The organism is Chelativorans sp. AA-79 (assembly GCF_029457495.1).
In the GTDB taxonomy this organism is placed as follows: domain Bacteria; phylum Pseudomonadota; class Alphaproteobacteria; order Rhizobiales; family Rhizobiaceae; genus Chelativorans.
This window is the reverse complement of record NZ_CP120361.1, coordinates 2,237,489-2,254,575: the sequence shown is the minus strand read 5'-3', so window position 1 is coordinate 2,254,575 and position 17,087 is coordinate 2,237,489. Positions and strand designations below refer to the sequence as shown.

The 17,087-nt window shown below is 64.6% G+C and carries 17 protein-coding genes and 1 other RNA gene; 5 read left to right on the top strand and 13 right to left on the bottom strand.

Annotation, left to right across the window (positions count from 1 at the left end):
* Nucleotide 1 precedes the first annotated feature (1 nt).
* Nucleotides 2–1,804, bottom strand: coding sequence for an acetolactate synthase 3 large subunit (locus PVE73_RS10885; protein WP_346772411.1), 1,803 nt, complete (start codon nt 1,802–1,804; stop codon nt 2–4).
* A 262-nt stretch (nt 1,805–2,066) separates the two neighbouring features.
* Here PVE73_RS10885 and PVE73_RS10880 point away from each other — a divergent pair, with 262 nt between their 5' ends.
* Nucleotides 2,067–2,621 carry a GNAT family N-acetyltransferase gene (locus PVE73_RS10880; protein ID WP_277366951.1) on the top strand — a complete coding sequence of 185 codons (555 nt, stop codon included), beginning with the start codon at nt 2,067–2,069 and terminating at the stop codon, nt 2,619–2,621.
* 9 nt (nt 2,622–2,630) lie between these two features.
* On the opposite strand, the gene PVE73_RS10875 is transcribed toward PVE73_RS10880, so the two are convergent.
* Nucleotides 2,631–3,311: a DUF924 family protein gene (locus tag PVE73_RS10875; RefSeq protein ID WP_277366950.1), complete on the bottom strand. Its 681-nt coding sequence runs from the start codon at nt 3,309–3,311 to the stop codon at nt 2,631–2,633.
* A 157-nt stretch (nt 3,312–3,468) separates the two neighbouring features.
* Between PVE73_RS10875 and PVE73_RS10870 the strand changes: the two genes are divergently transcribed.
* Complete coding sequence (locus tag PVE73_RS10870) at nt 3,469–5,250, top strand: DUF87 domain-containing protein (RefSeq protein WP_277366949.1); 1,782 nt, start codon at nt 3,469–3,471, stop codon at nt 5,248–5,250.
* A gap of 16 nt (nt 5,251–5,266) precedes the next feature.
* On the opposite strand, the gene PVE73_RS10865 is transcribed toward PVE73_RS10870, so the two are convergent.
* From PVE73_RS10865 to miaA, 3 genes are all read right to left on the bottom strand, one after another.
* A complete protein-coding gene (locus tag PVE73_RS10865; RefSeq protein WP_277366948.1) occupies nt 5,267–5,620 on the bottom strand; it encodes an ArsC family reductase in 354 nt (117 codons plus the stop codon).
* 86 nt (nt 5,621–5,706) lie between these two features.
* Nucleotides 5,707–6,486 (bottom strand): GGDEF domain-containing protein, encoded by a 780-nt coding sequence (locus PVE73_RS10860; RefSeq protein WP_277366947.1) that lies wholly within the window; start codon nt 6,484–6,486, stop codon nt 5,707–5,709.
* A 124-nt stretch (nt 6,487–6,610) separates the two neighbouring features.
* Complete coding sequence (miaA, locus tag PVE73_RS10855) at nt 6,611–7,489, bottom strand: tRNA (adenosine(37)-N6)-dimethylallyltransferase MiaA (RefSeq protein WP_277366946.1); 879 nt, start codon at nt 7,487–7,489, stop codon at nt 6,611–6,613.
* Between the two features lie 27 nt (nt 7,490–7,516).
* On the opposite strand from miaA, the gene serB reads away from it, so the two are divergent.
* Nucleotides 7,517–8,404, top strand: coding sequence for a phosphoserine phosphatase SerB (gene serB / locus PVE73_RS10850; RefSeq protein WP_277366945.1), 888 nt, complete (start codon nt 7,517–7,519; stop codon nt 8,402–8,404).
* Nucleotides 8,405–8,502: 98 nt separating this feature from the next.
* On the opposite strand, the gene PVE73_RS10845 is transcribed toward serB, so the two are convergent.
* The 7 genes from PVE73_RS10845 to PVE73_RS10815 form a co-directional block, all read right to left on the bottom strand.
* Nucleotides 8,503–9,918: a DegQ family serine endoprotease gene (locus PVE73_RS10845; RefSeq protein ID WP_277367416.1), complete on the bottom strand. Its 1,416-nt coding sequence runs from the start codon at nt 9,916–9,918 to the stop codon at nt 8,503–8,505.
* Nucleotides 9,919–10,311: 393 nt separating this feature from the next.
* Nucleotides 10,312–10,497 carry a DUF2065 family protein gene (locus tag PVE73_RS10840; RefSeq protein ID WP_277366944.1) on the bottom strand — a complete coding sequence of 62 codons (186 nt, stop codon included), beginning with the start codon at nt 10,495–10,497 and terminating at the stop codon, nt 10,312–10,314.
* Nucleotides 10,498–10,551: 54 nt separating this feature from the next.
* Nucleotides 10,552–11,538, bottom strand: a complete 987-nt coding sequence (locus PVE73_RS10835) for a protease modulator HflC (RefSeq protein WP_277366943.1) — start codon at nt 11,536–11,538, stop codon at nt 10,552–10,554.
* Nucleotides 11,538–12,662 carry an FtsH protease activity modulator HflK gene (gene hflK / locus PVE73_RS10830; RefSeq protein WP_277366942.1) on the bottom strand — a complete coding sequence of 375 codons (1,125 nt, stop codon included), beginning with the start codon at nt 12,660–12,662 and terminating at the stop codon, nt 11,538–11,540. The genes PVE73_RS10835 and hflK overlap by 1 nt, the downstream gene beginning before the upstream one ends.
* Before the next feature lie 146 nt (nt 12,663–12,808).
* Complete coding sequence (locus tag PVE73_RS10825) at nt 12,809–13,312, bottom strand: dihydrofolate reductase (protein WP_277366941.1); 504 nt, start codon at nt 13,310–13,312, stop codon at nt 12,809–12,811.
* 29 nt (nt 13,313–13,341) lie between these two features.
* The gene (locus tag PVE73_RS10820; protein ID WP_277367415.1) at nt 13,342–14,136 is read right to left on the bottom strand and encodes a thymidylate synthase; all 795 of its coding nucleotides are present in this window, start codon (nt 14,134–14,136) and stop codon (nt 13,342–13,344) included.
* An 80-nt stretch (nt 14,137–14,216) separates the two neighbouring features.
* The gene (locus PVE73_RS10815) at nt 14,217–14,528 is read right to left on the bottom strand and encodes a DUF2853 family protein (RefSeq protein ID WP_277366940.1); all 312 of its coding nucleotides are present in this window, start codon (nt 14,526–14,528) and stop codon (nt 14,217–14,219) included.
* A 122-nt stretch (nt 14,529–14,650) separates the two neighbouring features.
* Here PVE73_RS10815 and ssrA point away from each other — a divergent pair.
* Both ssrA and PVE73_RS10805 read left to right on the top strand, forming a co-directional pair.
* Nucleotides 14,651–15,032: a transfer-messenger RNA gene (ssrA, locus tag PVE73_RS10810) on the top strand.
* 105 nt (nt 15,033–15,137) lie between these two features.
* Entirely contained in the window at nt 15,138–15,698 is a 561-nt protein-coding gene (locus PVE73_RS10805; protein ID WP_277366939.1) for an AAA family ATPase, read from the top strand.
* Between the two features lie 50 nt (nt 15,699–15,748).
* Here PVE73_RS10805 and PVE73_RS10800 read toward each other — a convergent pair whose 3' ends face one another.
* A complete protein-coding gene (locus tag PVE73_RS10800; RefSeq protein ID WP_277366938.1) occupies nt 15,749–16,957 on the bottom strand; it encodes a multidrug effflux MFS transporter in 1,209 nt (402 codons plus the stop codon).
* Between the last annotated feature and the right edge of the window lie 130 nt (nt 16,958–17,087).

The following is a 17,087-nucleotide window of genomic DNA, read 5'->3' as shown; positions in this document are numbered from 1 at the left end:
CCTACACCAGCGCCCTTCCCTTCGCGTCGATGGCGTTCGCCACCGCCTCGTCGGTCGCCTCGTCCGGAAGCAGCATCTCGTTGTGCGCCTTCCCCGACGGGATCATGGGGAAGCAATTGGCGAGATTGGCGACCCGGCAGTCGAAGATGACGGGCTGCTTCACCTCGATCATCTCGCGGATCGCATCATCCAGATCGCCCGGCTTCTCGCAGCGTATGCCGTGGCAGCCGTAGGCTTCCGCCAGCTTCACGAAATCCGGCAGCGCCTCGGTGTAGGAATGCGACAGCCGGTTGCCGTGCAGAAGCTGCTGCCACTGGCGCACCATGCCCATATACTGGTTGTTGAGAATGAAGATCTTGATCGGCGCATTGTGCTGCACCGCCGAGCTCATCTCCTGCATCGTCATGAGCACCGAAGCGTCCCCGGCAATGTCGATGACCAGCGCGTCCGGATGCGCGATCTGCACGCCAAGGGCGGCCGGCAGGCCATATCCCATCGTGCCGAGGCCGCCGGAGGTCATCCAGCGGTTGGGCTCCTCGAAGCCGAAATGCTGGGCCGCCCACATCTGGTGCTGCCCCACCTCGGTGGTGATGTAGACATCGCGGTCCCTGGTCAGCTCGTAGAGCCTGTGGATCGCATATTGCGGCATGATCACGTCGTTGCTGGGCTTGTAGGCCAGCGAATGGCGCGCGCGCCACTTCTCGATCTGCCCCCACCAGGGTGCAAGCGCGGCCTTGTCCGTCCTGGCGTTCGCGCGCCACAGCCGCACCATATCCTCCAGCACGCGGCCGGCATCGCCGATGATAGGGATGTCCACATGCACGTTCTTGTTGATCGAGGACGGGTCGACATCGACATGGATCTTGCGCGAGTCAGGCGAGAAGGCATCGAGCCGGCCGGTGATGCGGTCGTCGAAACGCGCGCCGATGCAGACCATCACGTCGCAGTCGTGCATGGCCATGTTGGCCTCGTAGGTGCCGTGCATCCCCAGCATGCCGAGCCAGTTCTTGCCCGAAGCGGGATAAGCACCGAGCCCCATCAGCGTGGACGTGATCGGAAAGCCGGTGAGTTCCACCAGTTCGCGCAGCAAGTGGCTGGCCTCCGGCCCGGCATTGACGACCCCGCCGCCCGAGTAGATGACGGGCCGCTTCGCGCCGGCCATCAGGGCGATCGCCGCGCGGATCTTCTCCTGGTCGCCGGCGACGGCCGGATGATAGCTCGTGCGGGGCGCCGTCTGTGGCGGCGTGTAGATGCCCTTGGCGAACTGGACATCCTTCGGGATGTCGACCACCACCGGCCCCGGCCGCCCGGTCTGGGCGATGTGGAATGCCTCGTGCAGGACGGCGGCGAGCTCGTTCACGTCCCGCACCAGCCAGTTGTGCTTGGTGCAGGGCCGCGTGATGCCGACCGTATCGCACTCCTGGAACGCATCGGAGCCGATCAGCGACGTCGGCACCTGACCGGTGATGCAGACGAGCGGGATGGAATCCATGAGCGCGTCCTGCAGCGGCGTGACGGCGTTGGTGGCGCCCGGACCGGAGGTCACCAGCATGACGCCCGCCTTGCCGGTGGAGCGCGCATAGCCCTCCGCCGCATGGCCGGCGCCCTGCTCGTGGCGAACGAGGATGTGCTGGACCTCCTCCTGCTGGAACAGTTCGTCATAGATGGGAAGCACCGCACCGCCCGGATAGCCGAAAATGTGCTCGACGCCGTTGTCCTTCAGCGCCTGCACCACCATCTCGGCACCCGTCATCTCCTGCCTGCCCGCTTCGCGTGCCTTCGGCTCTGCCGCCCGCTGTTCCATCGTTCTTTTCCCGTGCTGCTGTATCGTTTCCGGCCAATAAAAAAGGCCCCCGGAGGGAGCCTGACATTCGCACATGAGTGGCTGTCGCCCGGCGGCTACGCCGCCCTGCCCATGTGCCTTCCTACTACGAGAATGATCCTGATCATCATGGGCGCGGACAATAAGGGGGTATGGTAGCCGGTGTCAACGCCATTCTCTCAAGCGGCTGGCCTTCCTCCGCCTCCGCGTCTAATAAACTTTCCGCAATTCGGAGATGAGGCCGATGAAGATCGTCACGGAACGTCTGATCCTGCGCCCCTGGGAGGACCGCGACCGCGCGCCGATGGCCAGGATCCACGGCGATCCCCACGTGCGGCGCTTCTATCCCAGGGTGCTGACGCCGCAGGAGGTGAACGCGGATATCGACCTTGCGATCGAGCGTGCCCGCACCAACGGCTTTCATTTCCAGGCGGCCGAACTGAAGGAGGACGGCAGGCTCATCGGCCTGATCGGAACGGGCTTCGCGCCCGATGTGATCCGAGCGGCCATCCTAAGCAATCCCGAGGTCGAGATCGGCTGGGTGATCGGCAAGGAGTTCTGGGGGCGCGGACTGGCGCCCGAGGGTGCACGGGCATGGCTCGATTATGCCTGGTCCATCGGCCTGCCTGAAGTGGTCGCCTTCACCGCGCGCCTCAATCTTCCCAGCCAGCGTGTGATGCAGAAGATCGGGATGACCTACGATCCGGACGACGACTATCGCCATCCAAGGATTCCGGAAGGCCACCCGCTGCGCCCGCACGTGGTCTACCGCATTCGGAATCCATCGCTCCGTGGGTGACCGTCGCCCTTAGGATAGGGCCTGCGGCATGCGGAGATGGGGAAAGCGACCTTTAGCGATATAAGCCGCTTCCTCAGGGGTAGACTCCCTGCCGAGCACCGCGTTGCGGTGCGGATGACGACCGAAGGCGGCAATCACCTTGCCCGCTTCCACCGGCTGTTCGGCAGCGAATTGGTAGCCCGGCTTGAGATGCGCCGGGGCGTCGGAAAGAATTTCCTGCGCAAGCCCGATCGCCCTGGCGACTCGCTCCAGATGATCCGGCCCTTCGCAATGGACCAGAGGCAGGTTGTAGACCGTCTTGTGCCAGGGCGTCTCCAGCGCGCCGTAGTGGCCGTTTTCATATCCCTCCAAGGCCAAGGTGAGCGCCTTCCCGTCCTGTGCGAAGGCGCGCGGCGTATCGCGCCAGAGCGAGCGAGGAAACTGGTCCAGCACGATAATGAGGGCGAGCCTGCCGTAGGGATCGTCCGCCCAGTGTTCGAAATCTCCACGTACCGCACTCTCCGTGACTTCCGGAAAGCGAGCGATGATCTCGGCATCCGCGCCGCCGCGCATCCTCCACATCCAGTATTCGTTATGGATCGTGGCATCGATGCTAAGGTCGCGCCCCTCCGGAAACCAGAAATCCAGCACCACATCCCATTCGCGCAGGGCGGCCGATGCGCCGTCCGTCGAGGCATCCATAGGGGACATAACCGCTCTCCCACCTGAAGCGGGGATTTTAGCAGGTTTCACCGCCACCGGCATCGTCGACGTGGAATCCGTTAACCGTTCCTCAACCCTCCCATCTCACCCCCCCTTAACTCCACCCGCGATAGCGTGCATCGCTGCGGCAATGGGGGTCTTTGACATGTATGCTGGCGGAAACAGCGTTCCGGGTGAGACGACGCCGCAGGAGCGGCGGGCGGCGGAGCAGCCGCGGTCCCGCGCGCTCGGCCATGTCGTCCAGTGCGACGGCGCCCGTGCCGTCATCGCCGCCAGGATCGGCAAGGAGGAAGCCTCCCTCGCCGGGACTTGGACCGTCGGGAAGCTGATCTCCATCAATCTCGGAGCCATCCGGACCGTGGGCCTCGTCTATGCCATCGAGCGTCCGCAGCGCCGCTGGGAGGAACAGGAGGACAATCCCCTCGCGATCTCCGTCGAGCTCATCGGCGAGGTGCGCGACCAGGAGGGCGGCTCGGTTTTCGATCGCGGCATCACCGAATATCCGCATGTGGGCGCGATCGCCCATCGTATCCGCGCCAGTGACCTGCGCGCCATCTACGATCTCGGCGGCCGCCGCTCCGCCGCCATCGGGCGCCTGTCGCAGGACAGTTCCATAGAAGCCTGCCTGGCGGTGGACGAGACGCTCAACCGCCACTTCGCCGTGGTGGGCACCACGGGCGTGGGCAAGTCGACCGCGGTCTCCCTGTTGCTGCGCAAGATGATCGCGGTCCGCCCGGACCTGCGCGTTCTCATCCTCGACCCGCACAACGAGTTCGCTCCGTCCCTGCCGGAATATTCCGTACGCATCGATACGAACGCGCTCGACCTGCCTTTCTGGCTTTTCCGGCTGGAAGAGCTCGTGGAGGTGCTCTATCGCGGGCGCGAGGCGGTGGCGGAAGAGGTGGACCTCCTGCGGGATCTGGTCGCCTCGGCCAAGCATCTTTACCGCAATCCCGGCGGCGGCGTTCTGAAACGGGCAGCCGATGCCGGCGGCATCACGGCCGACACGCCGGTCCCCTACCGCGTGGCCGATGTTATCCGCGAGATCGACGACCGCATGGGCCAGCTCGAAGCCAAGAACGAGCGCCCTTTCTACCGCCAGCTGCGCGCGCGCATCGACGCAGCCGTCAACGACCCGCGCTATCGCTTCATGTTCGCCTCGCGCCTGATCGAGGATTCGATCCACGAGACCATCGGCCGCATCTTCCGGATCCCCAGCGAAGGCCGGCCGGTGACCTGCTTCGAGATGGCCGGACTGCCTTCGGAAGTGGTCAATTCCGTCTGCTCCGTTCTCGCCCGCCTTGCCTTCGACCTGGCGCTGTGGAGCGAGGGAAAGCTCAAGCTGCTCCTCCTCTGCGAGGAGGCGCACCGCTACATGCCGGCCGATCCCCGGCTGGGCTTCGCACCGACCCGTCACGCCCTTTCACGCATCGCCAAGGAAGGCCGCAAATATGGCTGCTATCTCGGCGTGGTCACGCAGCGCCCGGGCGACCTCGACCCGACCGTGCTGTCACAGTGTTCGACCGTCTTCGCCATGCGGCTTGCCAACGAGCAGGATCAGGCAATCATCCGCTCGGCCATCCCCGATTCCTCCGCTTCCATCCTCAATTTCCTCTCGGCCATCGGCCAGCGCGAGGCGATCGCCTTCGGCGACGGCGTCGCCACCACCATGCGCATGAAATTCGAGCAATTGCCGAGCGAGCTTCTTCCAGGCCTCAAGGAGGACGCCGGCTGGGGCGGCGATGCCGGGGCTTCCGCCGGCGACGTCGATCTTGCCTCGGTCGTGGATCGCATGCGGGATACCGGCCGCCGCGGCCGGGCATCCTCCCTGTTCGGTACGGCAAGCAGCATACCGGGCGAGGCGCTCAGCCCCATACGGGAGAGCGATACCTCCTCGGCCACGCCCGCCAGCCGCCTTTTCCGCTGAGCGAACCCGCCGCGGCTCAGTGCGCGCCCAGCCGGGCCTCGTATTCGGCCGGCTTGAAGCCGACGAGAAGGATGCCTTCCGCTTCGAGCACGGGCCGTTTGATCGCGGTCGGGTGTGCGAGCATCAAGGCGATCACCCTGCTTTCCGTGAGGCCGTCCTTCTCGCCCTCCGGAAGCTTGCGGAAGGTCGTGCCCGCCCGGTTCAGCAGGACCTCCCAGCCGACTTTGCGCGCCCAGCCTTCCAGCCGGGTGCGATCGATGCCCTCCGCCTTGTAGTCATGGAACGCGTAGGCGACCCCCTGCGTGTCCAGCCAGGCGCGGGCCTTCTTCATCGTATCGCAGTTCTTGATGCCGTAGATCGTGACCGCCATCACTCCCATCCGTCCATGATGCTTCCGGCCCCGCTATCGCATCCGACGGGATGTCTCAAGGGCGAATGCAAACCGGTTCTGCCGGCCTAGGCACAAACGCGGTTCCGCCCCATCCGCTTCGCCCGGTACAACATGCGGTCGGCACGGCGGTAGAATGCCTCCGCGTTTTCTTCGCCGTCCCATATGGCAACCCCCACGCTCGTGGAGACGCCGACCCGCAGATCGCCGATATCGAGGACAAGCGCGGAAACGGCAGCCCGGACGCGCTCGCCCAAGAATGCGAGCCCGTGCTCCGTCATGTTTGGCGCGATGATGGCGAATTCCTCTCCGCCCAGCCGCGCGACCACATCGTGATGACGCATCAGCTCCTGCAGGCAAGCGGCCACCTGGCGCAACACCTCGTCGCCCACATCGTGGCCATATCCGTCATTGATTTGCTTGAAATGGTCGAGGTCGAGCACGATCAGCCCCACCGGCCTTTGGATGCGGCCGAACTCGCGCAGATACTCCTCGAGTGCATCATCGAAATAGCGGCGATTATGCGTGCCGGTCAGGCTGTCCGTATAGGCGGCATATTCCAGCGTTTCCGACCGTGCGCTGAGCGATTCCGTCATCGCCCTGAGCTTCCCCTCCTCCTCGACCTGCGTGCGAATGAGCGGGTAGATGAAGAACATCCCGAACGTGATGGCGGTGGCGAGCAGGACACCGGTTACGAACAGGAGCAGGGTGAATTCATCGAACCCGCCGGAATGCAGGAGATGCGTGTTCCTGCGCATGACGCCATAGGATGCAAGGAGTGTCACCCCCGCCCCGAAAACCATTGCAATAAAGACGAAGAAAGCGGATTCCGCTTTATGAAAACGCATGCCCCCACCACGCAATTTACATCCGCTAGTTGTTCCATAGGCTCCTTACAGGAGGTTAATCGAAAGCGGAAGATTGCCCGCGTCCTGCACAATTCCACAGGACTGAATCCGCCCGGCCTCGCAATCACGATGTCTTGTGTTCCCAATCCGGGCCCAATTGATGACGGAACCAGGTCATCTGCCTCTTCGCATATTGGCGCGTGGCCGCCTTGGCGCGCAAAACCGCGTCTTCCATGCCGATCTCGCCGGCGATCGCCGCCGCCAGTTCGCGCACGCCGATGGCCTTCATGGCAGGCATGGAAGGGGCGAGGTCGAGCTTTAGCAAGGCCCTCACCTCCTCGACGGCGCCAAGCGCGATCATGCGATCGAACCGCTCCTCGATCCGGCGAACGAGCGTTGCCCGCTCCGGCGTCAGCACCATCTTGCGCGTGGAAGCGATATCAACCAGGGGGCGTGACGCTTCCGCTTGCCATGCGCTGATCGGTGCGCCGGAGGCGTCAATCACTTCGAGCGCCCGCACGATGCGCTGCCCGTCGGACCGGCGGATGCGGGCGGCCGAGATCGGATCGAGCTTCGCGAGACGTTCATGCAGCGCCACCGCCCCCTCCTCCGCGAGGCGGCCGCGCCAATGCGCGCGCACCGGACCGGGAATGTCGGGCATGGGCGCGAGCCCCTCGGTCAGCGCCCGGAAATACAGCCCGGTCCCGCCGACGAAGATCACCGGCTTCCCCTCCATCTCCTTCGCCTGGATCAGATGCTCCACATCCTGCAGCCATCGCCCGGTGGAATAGGCTTCGTCCGGTGGCACATATCCGTAAAGGCGATGCGGGGCAGCCGCGAGTTCCGCCGGGCCGGGCCGCGCGGTCAAAAGCGAGAGCACCTCGTAGACCTGCATGGAATCCGCGTTGACGATGACGGCGCCGCTCCTTCGCGCGAGATCGAGCGCCAGAGCCGACTTGCCGCTGGCGGTCGGCCCCGCTATCAGAGTGGCGCCCTTCAGCATTGGTCCTTCACCTCCAGCGGATGTTCCATGGCCCTCGTTGCAACGCTCATCTCCGATCCGCGGTCACCCGCGCTGAGCCCGTCCATTGCGAATATGGCGAGCCGCGCCGTCGGCGCAAGCGGGACCGCATGGCTGGCCGAAGGGATCGCATGCGATCTGGCGCTCGCCGACGGGATTGCGCAGGATGAGGCCGAAAAAGCTTTGCGTGCGGCAGTGGCCGATGCTCCCGTCGATGTCGCGATCCAGCCGGCCGAAGGCCGGCGCAAGAAGATGCTGATCGCCGACATGGATTCGACCATGATCGACCAGGAGTGCATCGACGAGCTGGCGGACGAGATCGGCGTCAAGGAGCATGTCGCCGACATCACCGCCCGGGCGATGAATGGCGAAATCGCCTTCGAACCGGCGTTGCGCGAGCGCGTCGCGCTCCTCGAAGGGCTGGAACTGGCGGTGATCGAGCGGGTGATCACCGGCCGCATCACCCTTGCCGCCGGCGGGCGCGAGCTCATCGCGACCATGCGCAACGCTGGCGCCTATACGGCGCTGGTGTCGGGCGGCTTCGATCTCTTCACCGGCCGCATCGCCGCGGAGCTCGGTTTCCACGAGCATCGCGCGAACCGCCTGATCGAAAAGCAAGGCAAACTCGCCGGTACGGTGGTGGAGCCCATCCTGGGCCGTCAGGCGAAGGCAGACGCGCTTCTGGAGATCGCGGCGCGGCTGAAGCTCGACCCGAGCGAGGTCATGGCGGTAGGCGACGGGGCGAACGATCTCGGCATGCTGAACCTCGCGGGCGCCGGCGTGGCGATCCACGCCAAGCCTTCCGTTGCCGCCCAGGCCCGCATCCGCATCGACCACGGCGACCTCACGGCGCTGCTTTATGTGCAGGGCTATCGACGCGAGGAGTTTGCTGTTTAGGGTCGCAGGGCAACAGCAAGAAGCCGATGGGGCCTGTCGATCGTCTAGACAAATAGACAACAAGGCGGCAGGGGGAACCTGAACCCAGTCCCGATTCCCTAGCTCATCCTCAGCGTCACGAACCGCAATTCCCCCGATTTGGAGGCGAGCATGAGGAGAGCGTTCTTGCGCCCCTGCTCCTTGAGCTGCCCCACCTGGTCGAGCACATCCTGCGGTGTGGAGACCGACTTCAGCGCGATCTCCACGATGACGTCACCCGGTTGGACACCCTGCTCCGCCGCCACGGAATTCGCCTCGACTTCGGTGACCAGAACGCCGTTCACATCCTCCGGGATTTCGAACTGGCTGCGGCTTTCCTCGTCGAGCTCCTCGATGGTCATGCCGAGCACCTGCGCGCTCGCCACCGGCGCCTGCTCGTCTTCCCCGGTCGCATCTCCGGAAGCGGCCGTGCTCTCCCCTTCCTCAAGGCGCCCGAGCGTCACCCTTACCGTTTCGCGATCGCCCTTGCGCAGGATCTCGAGCTCGACCTCCTTGCCGACGCCGCTTTCGGCGACGATGCGGCGAAGCTGGCGGTCGTCGGTGATCCTGGTCCCGTCGAAACCGACGATGATATCGCCGGCCTGCAGACGGCCGTTGTCTGCCGGCCCGCCCTTCTCGATACCGCTCACCAGCACGCCGGCGGTCTCGTCCAGGCCGAGACTCTCTGCGATCTGGTCGGTGACCGGCTGGATGCGGACGCCGAGCCAGCCGCGGCGCGTCTCGCCGAACTCGCGCAACTGGCCCACCACGTTGAGCGCAAGGTTGGAGGGGATGGCGAAGCCGATACCGATCGAGCCGCCGGAGGGAGAGATGATGGCGGTGTTGATGCCGATGACCTCACCAGCCATGTTGAACAGCGGCCCGCCGGAATTGCCCCTGTTGATGGCGGCATCCGTCTGGATGTAGTCGTCATAGGGCCCGGAGCCGATCTGCCGGTTGCGCGCCGAAACGATGCCGACCGTGAGAGACCCGCCGAAGCCGAAGGGATTGCCGATGGCCATCACCCAGTCGCCGATTCGCATGGCATCGGAATCGCCGAAATGAACCTCCGGCAATGTCTCGCCCTCGGGGTCCACCTTGAGGACGGCGAGGTCCGTCTTGGTGTCGACGCCGATGAGTTCGGCCTTGCGCGCGGTTCCGTCGGCGAAATTGGCCGTGATCTCGTCCGCATCCGTGATGACGTGGTTGTTGGTGACGATGATGCCTTCCTCGCCATCGATCACGAAACCGGAGCCGAGCGAAGAGCCCGGACCCGGCATGCGCGGCTGGCGCTCATCCTCGTTAAAGAACTCGCCGAAATACTCCTCGAACGGAGAGCCTTCGGGCAGTTGCGGCATCGGCACGCGCCCGCCGGTCCCGGCTTCGCCATTCTGGGAAGTGGAAATATTGACCACGGCATCGAGCAGGTTCTCCGCCATGTCCGCGACCGATTCCGGGCCGCGCTGCGGCTGGATGCCCCTCCGCGGCGCGCGCATTCCCTGGGTCCCCAAGTCGGGGACAGGCAGAAGCTCCGTCTCCGGTCCCGGCTCCGCTGGCTGCCCGGGCTCTGCCTCCGGTCCGCCCTGGCCGGTATCCGGCTGCGCGGGCTGTTCGGGCACGGGCAGCGGTTCCTGCGGAGCGGGCGATTGCTGCTGGCCCGGCTCGATGACCGTATCGCCGTCCGATTGCGCCCATCCGGTCGCGGGCATCGCCGCGATGGCAACCGGCAGGGCCACGGCCATCAGGATTCGGCAGGTGGCGCGAGGGAGGTCGAGGGGCATGGCAATGTCTCCGGTGGCCAGATGCTGGCACGCATGATCGGGCGCGAATGAGGCACGTTTGCGGCCAGTTATATAGCCTGGCGCAGCCATCGCGCCAGCCCAAGAAGATCAGCTCCGCACGAGCCACACGATGAACACGCCGACGGCCATGACCGCGAGCCCGACGGCCCGCATCAGGCCCTCGGGCATCTCGATCACATCGGCCGCCATTCTCTTGGCAAGCCGCGGCAGGCCGCCATAGAGGAGGCCTTCGAAGACGAGAACGAGGCCGAGCGCGGCGAGAAAATCACTCACCGCGACCGGCGCCCCTTGGAGGAAAGCGATGCATGAAGCGCGACGATCCCCAGCCTACTGCGCCGGTTCCGGCGCAGTCACGCGCGGCCCCGGCTGGCTCTCCTGCTCAGGGGTGACCGCCCCGGTCAGCGGCCCGGACTCGCCGCCGCCATTGCCGCGCGTCGTTCCTCCAGCATCGTTGAAGAAGCGGAAGAACTCCGAGTTGGGCGTCAGGAGCATGGTCGTGCCCGAAGGATCCAGCGCCTGACGATAAGCGGCCATCGAGCGGTAGAACTCGAAGAAGTCCTCGTCCCGCTGGAAGGCGTCGGCGAAGATTGCGTTGCGCTCCGCCTCGCCTTCACCGCGCAGGATCTCCGCCTCACGCTGGGCGGCGGCGAGAATCTCGACCACCTCGCGATCCGCGCGGGCCCGGATGCGGGCCGCGGCCTCGCGTCCGCGGGCACGCAGGCGCTCGGCCTCGGCAAGGCGCTCGGCCTTCATGCGGTCATAGGTCTGCTGCGAGACCTCTGCCGTCAGGTCCGTGCGCCGGATGCGCACATCCCTGATCTCGATTCCGAGCGAGGCGGCATCGGGACGCAACTGCTCGGCCACTTCGCGCATCATCGATCCCCGCTCTTCAGACAATGCGGCCTCGAAGCCGCGCAGACCGTAGACGCGGCGCAGGGCGGCGTCGAGGCGCGTGCGCAGACGCTGTTCGGCGAGCGGAATGCTGCCGGAAACGGCCTGGCGGAAGCGGCTCGGATCACTGATCGAGTAGGCGACGAAAGCATCCACCTCGTAGAATTTGCCGCCGGAGACCTGCACGCGGATGTCGTCGAGATCGAAGCGCAGGATACGGTCCTCGATGATCTGTACGTTGTCCGCCTCCACGAAGGCGAAGGGCAGCTTGAAATACAACCCCGGATCCCGTTCGACACGGACGATCTCGCCGAACCGCAACACGATCGCCTGCTGCCGCTCGTTCACCACGAAGACGGACGAGTAGAGGAGGAAGAGAACGATAGCGGCGAGAATAACGAAAAAGGGAAGACGGTTCGACATCAGTTATTTCCCCCTTGCGTCTGCGCGCCGAGCTGGTTCGGGTTCTGGGTACCGGCGGGCGCGTTGCGCCGCAGTTCCGGGAGGGGCAGATAAGGCAGCACGTCTTGTCCCGCGCCCTGCTCCAGGATCACCTTGTTGGAGCCGCGCAACACGTTTTCCATCGTTTCCAGGAAGAGACGCTTGCGGGTCACCTCGGGCGCCTTGGCATATTCCTCGTAGACGGAGATGAAGCGTTGCGCCTCACCTTCGGCCTCCTGCACGACGCGGTTCTTGTAGGCGGCCGCCTCCTCACGGATCTGCGCAGCCTCGCCGCGCGCCTGGCCGAGCTGCTGGTTCGAATACTGGTTGGATTCCTCGACGAAGCGGTCTTCGTCCTGTTCGGCCCGCTGCACTTCGTCAAACGCGTCGGCGACCTCCCGCGGCGGCGCCGCATCCTCGATCGAAAGCGCGTTGATGCGCATTCCCGCGCCGTACTCGTCAAGCGTATCCTGGATGATGCTCTGCACGTCCTGCGCGATGCCCTGGCGGTCGTCGCGGAAGATGTCCTGGGCGGGGCGCCGGCCGACCACCTCGCGCATGGCACTCTCGGCCACCTGACGCACCATTCCGTCCGGATCCTCCACATTGAAGAGATAGGGCGCCGGCTCGGCGACCTGATAGGCCACCGAAAACTTCACATCGACGATGTTCTGGTCACCGGACAACATCAGACCGGACGAACTGCCGCCGCGTATCTCGCCGATATCCACGAGCCTTTCCGCGATGGACACGGTGTCCACGGTCTCGATCGGCCACCAATGGAAGTGAAGCCCGGGCTCGGAAAGCTCCTGCTTCGGCTCGCCGAAGCGCAGTTCCACGGCGATCTGGTCGGGCTGCACCGTATAGATGGACTTGAAGAGCCAGAACCCCACCAGAGCGACGATGATGATGGCGATGATCGCGGGATTTCCGCCACCACCGCCGGGCAGAGCACGCCGCAGCCTGTCCTGGCCGCGCCGGATGATCTCCTCCAGATCGGGGGGCGAGGATTGCGGCCCGTTCGGACCACGTGGACCCTGGTCCCAAGGCCCCCCACTGTTTCCTCCGCCCCAAGGGCCACCGCCACCTTGATTGTTCCAGGGCATTATTGTTCCTTTTCCTGAGCCGCCAACCGACCGGCCGCCGACATTGCCTTACGGCCTGTTATAGGTGTCGGGAAGCGCGCTTTCAACGCGAAGCCGTGCGAACTTGCCGCCGCACCCGTCAAACGCCTGCGTCGCTCGCCGCCCACTCAGCCCGACTGCCGCCGTTCGTAAATGAGATACTGCGTGGGATAAACATCCTTTTCGCCGGCAGGAACGCTTTCCCTGGTGACAACCTTCCAGGCATCGTCATCGATTTCGGGGAAATAGGTATCCCCCTCGATTTCGGCCTCGACATGGGTGACATGGAGGCGGGTCGCTCGCGGCAGCGCCTGGCGGTAAACCTCACCGCCCCCGATGACGCAGATCTCGTCACCCGCGCCTTGCCCCTGGGCAGTCCTTATCGCCTCGTCGAGGCTGCCGGCCACCGCCGCACCTTCCGCCGGATAGGCCGGATCGCGGGAAATCACGATGTTGAACCGCCCGGGCAGGGGCTTGCCGATGCTTTCCCAGGTTTTCCGGCCCATAACCACGGGCTTTCCCATCGTTATGGCCTTGAAGCGTTTCATGTCCGTCGACAAACGCCACGGCAAGCCGCCCGCGCGGCCGATGACCCCATTCTTCGCCATGGCGACGACGAGGGAGAGTTCCATGTCACGCTCCTCGGCTCTCTGGAAGGGTCTCAAACCGCGATAGGCGCGCGGATCGTGGGATCGGCAGCATAGCCTTCCAGCCGGAAATCGTCGTAGCGGAAGGCGAAGAGATCGCGCACATCCGGATTGATCCACATCGTGGGCAGCGGCTTCGGCGTCCGGGTGAGTTGCTCGCGCGCCTGCTCGAAGTGGTTCCTGTATAGATGCGCGTCACCCAGCGTGTGGACGAAATCGCCGGGCCTGAGCCCGGTCACCTGCGCAACCATCATGGTGAGCAGCGCGTAGGAGGCAATATTGAAGGGGACGCCCAGGAAGATATCCGCCGAGCGCTGGTAAAGCTGGCAGGAAAGCCGCCCCTCGGCCACAAAGAACTGGAAGAGGCAGTGGCAGGGCGGCAACGCCATTTCATCGATCTCGGCCGGATTCCACGCCGTCACGATGTGACGTCGCGAATTAGGGTTTTCCTTCAGCCCCTTGAGAAGATTCGCGATCTGATCGATGTGCCGTCCGTCCGGCGCGGGCCAGGAGCGCCACTGCGCACCGTAGACAGGCCCCAGATCGCCGTTTTCATCGGCCCATTCGTCCCAGATAGTGACACCGTTCTCCCTGAGATAGCGGATATTGGTGTCGCCCTTGAGGAACCAGAGGAGCTCATGGATGATCGACTTCAGATGCAGCTTCTTCGTGGTCAGCACCGGAAAGCCGGCACCCAGATCGAACCGCATCTGATAGCCGAAGACGCCACGCGTGCCCGTGCCGGTACGGTCGTCGCGATCGACGCCGTTTTCGAGGACATGGGCAAGGAGGTCGAGATATTGGCGCATGGGCAGGCCGAATCGGAACTTCTTGTGGCCGGGACAGATCGCACCGGCGGGCGGCAAAATGCCCACCGGTGCGTTGGCTCTCAGAGAGCCGCGACTTTTCCGAGATGCTTGGCGACCAGATAGTAGAAGGTCACCCGGGCCTTGGTGTTGTCCGCGGACATGGTCTCGCAAACCTTTTCGATGACCGAATCGCAACGCGCCGCGTCGGTCTCGCCGAGCTTCTTCATGCACCACTTCTCGCGCACGCGCTCGAGTTCTTCCGGGTCGCTGCAGGATACCAGCGACGCATCGCGGCTGCGCAGCGCGATGCCCAAATGCTTGACGATCTTGTCCACCGCAGCCGCGTCGGCTGTCGCATCGTATTTCTGCACGTCTGCGAGATAGTCGGTCATCTGTTCCTTCCTCTCCTTGCTGCATGCCCGTCAGCACCATAGCCGAGCGCTACGGAGCCCCGCTCGAACTTCGGCGCAAGGCCGCGGCAAGTCAACGAAAAATGCCGCGAAGTTCGCTCCATCCCCTTTCATTGCGAAACCGTCGCCCCTATATTGAGCGCGTCGGTTTCGGCCGACTATGGCGATAAACGGCCGATGCAATAAGCCATTCGGACCCGGGGGCGGTACCCGGCGCCTCCACCAGAAACCGCCGGCCAGCCCTCGATTGGGAGGGCGACACGAAGGGCGGCTTCTGATGGGGGCGAAACAGGATCGACGAGGGTGTAAAGATCGGACTTTCGCTCGGCATGGTACCACCGTTATCGGGCTAATCTTATAGTTGCCAACGACAACTATGCGGAAGCACGTCTCGCCGCGTAAGCGGTGCGACAGCTTCAATTAAAGCCTCAGGCCGTCGCAGGTCTGAGCGGGGTTCGGAGGCACCTGGCAACAGAAGCCTCCACTTCTCCCCCCAATTTCCCAATTCTCTCAACATCTCGACCATGTGGCGCAATGCATGCCGCCGACGCGGCGCATTGCCCGCGGGCGACGTTTACATGGAGCTCTTTCATGCTGCCTGAACGGCCGAAATCCCCTTGCCGCCTGTTCGTCGTCACCGGAGGTCCCGGTGCCGGCAAGACGACGCTTCTCGAAAGCCTTGAGGAAACGGGGGCGGCAATCGCGCCGGAAGCGGGGCGCGCCATCATCCGCACCCAGCGCGCGATCGGCGGCGCTGCCGTGCCCGACCGCGATGCGGCGCTTTACGCCGAGTTGATGCTTTGCTGGGATCTGCGCTCCTACCATGCGGCGGAGCCGTCCAGGACCACCTTCTTCGATCGCGGCATTCCCGACACGGTCGGTTATCTCCGGCTCATCGGCCGGCCCGTTCCCGCTCACATGCAGAAGGCGGCTGAGACGTTCCGCTATGCGGATACGGCCTTTATCCTCCCGCCCTGGCCGGATATCTTTACCGGAGACGCCGAACGCAGCCAGACGCTCGAAGAGGCTGAGCGAACATTCGAGGCGATCCGGGCGGTCTACCGGGAACTCGGCTACACCTTGCTTCCGGTCCCACGCCTTTCGGTGGAGGCGCGCCGCGACTGGGTGCTGAAAGCGATCGACCGCGCATGAAAAGAGGGCGCGGCCATGCCGCGCCCTCGGCCATTCTTGGGCTGCTACCGCTACTCCGCCGCAGCCCGCGAAGCCAGTTCACGGCCGCGCCCAAGCGTGAGCTGCGTCAGCCCGAAGGCGATGACGGCGCACGCCGCGATCGCGGTGACCATCGAGAGCGGCTTGCCGTCGAAAAACAGCCCCGCCACCGCCATGGCCCCGGCACCGGCGGCGAAATGGAGGGTGCCCATCAGCGCCGATGCGGTTCCGGCGATCTCGCCGTGATCGTCCATGGCGAGCACCGATGTCGTGGGGATCACCAGCCCCAGGAAGCCGTAGCCGACCAGAAGCAGCACGGCCAGCACCCATAGCGGCTGGAACCCGGAGGCCATGACACCGAGCAGGGCGATCATGGCGGTGGTGAAGCCGAAAACGGCCACGCGCACCACGCGCCTCAACCCGTACTGCTCCACCAGCGTACCCGTAAGCTGCGACATCGCGAAGAAGGCCACCGCGTTGATGGAGAAGAACACACTGTAGAGCGATGGCGACAGGCCGTAATGGTCGATCAGCACGAACGGCGAGTTCATCAGATAGACGAAGAAGCTCGATATCCCGAACCCGCCGATGAAGGTGAGGCCCAGGAATTTCCCGTCGCCCAGGAGATAGCGGTAACCGGCGAGCGCGGTGCGGAAGGAACTGCCCACGCGCTGCTCGGCCGGCCGCGTCTCCGAGAGCGAGGTGGAGATGAGCACCAGCCCGACCAGGGCCGCGACCGTCACGGCCCAGAAGACGGCACGCCATCCGAATGCCGCGATGACGATGCTCCCGGTGAGTGGCGCCAGGATCGGCGAGATGGAAAAGACGAGCATCAGCAGGGACATGAGCCGTGCGGCCTCGTTTCCGGTGTGCAGATCACGCACCACCGCGCGCGGCACGACCATCCCCGCCGAGGCGCCGAGCCCTTGCATGACGCGGAAAGCGATGAGCCATTCCACGCTCGGCGCCAGCGCCGAGCCGATGCTGCCCGCGATGAAGAGCAGGAGCCCGAAATAGAGAGGCGCCTTGCGTCCCACCATGTCCGAGATCGGTCCGACTGCGAGCTGAGCAAAGCCCATCGAAAGGAAGAAGACCAGAAGGCTCAGTTGAACGGCAGTGGTTCCCGCGTTCAGGTCGGCGCCGATGGTGGGCAGCGCCGGCAGATACATGTCAATGGCGAAGGGACCTATGGCCGACAGAAGTCCGAGCACGACCGCGGTGCGGAAAAAAGCAGCTGACATCAGTTGTTCTTTCGAAAAAATGGAGGACGCCGGAACGGCGACCGTCTGAACGACGTTTCATCCGAAAGGAATCCGACACTCCTCCAATCGGATTCCCCGGCCACTATTTTTGACAACCTTGTCTAATTCG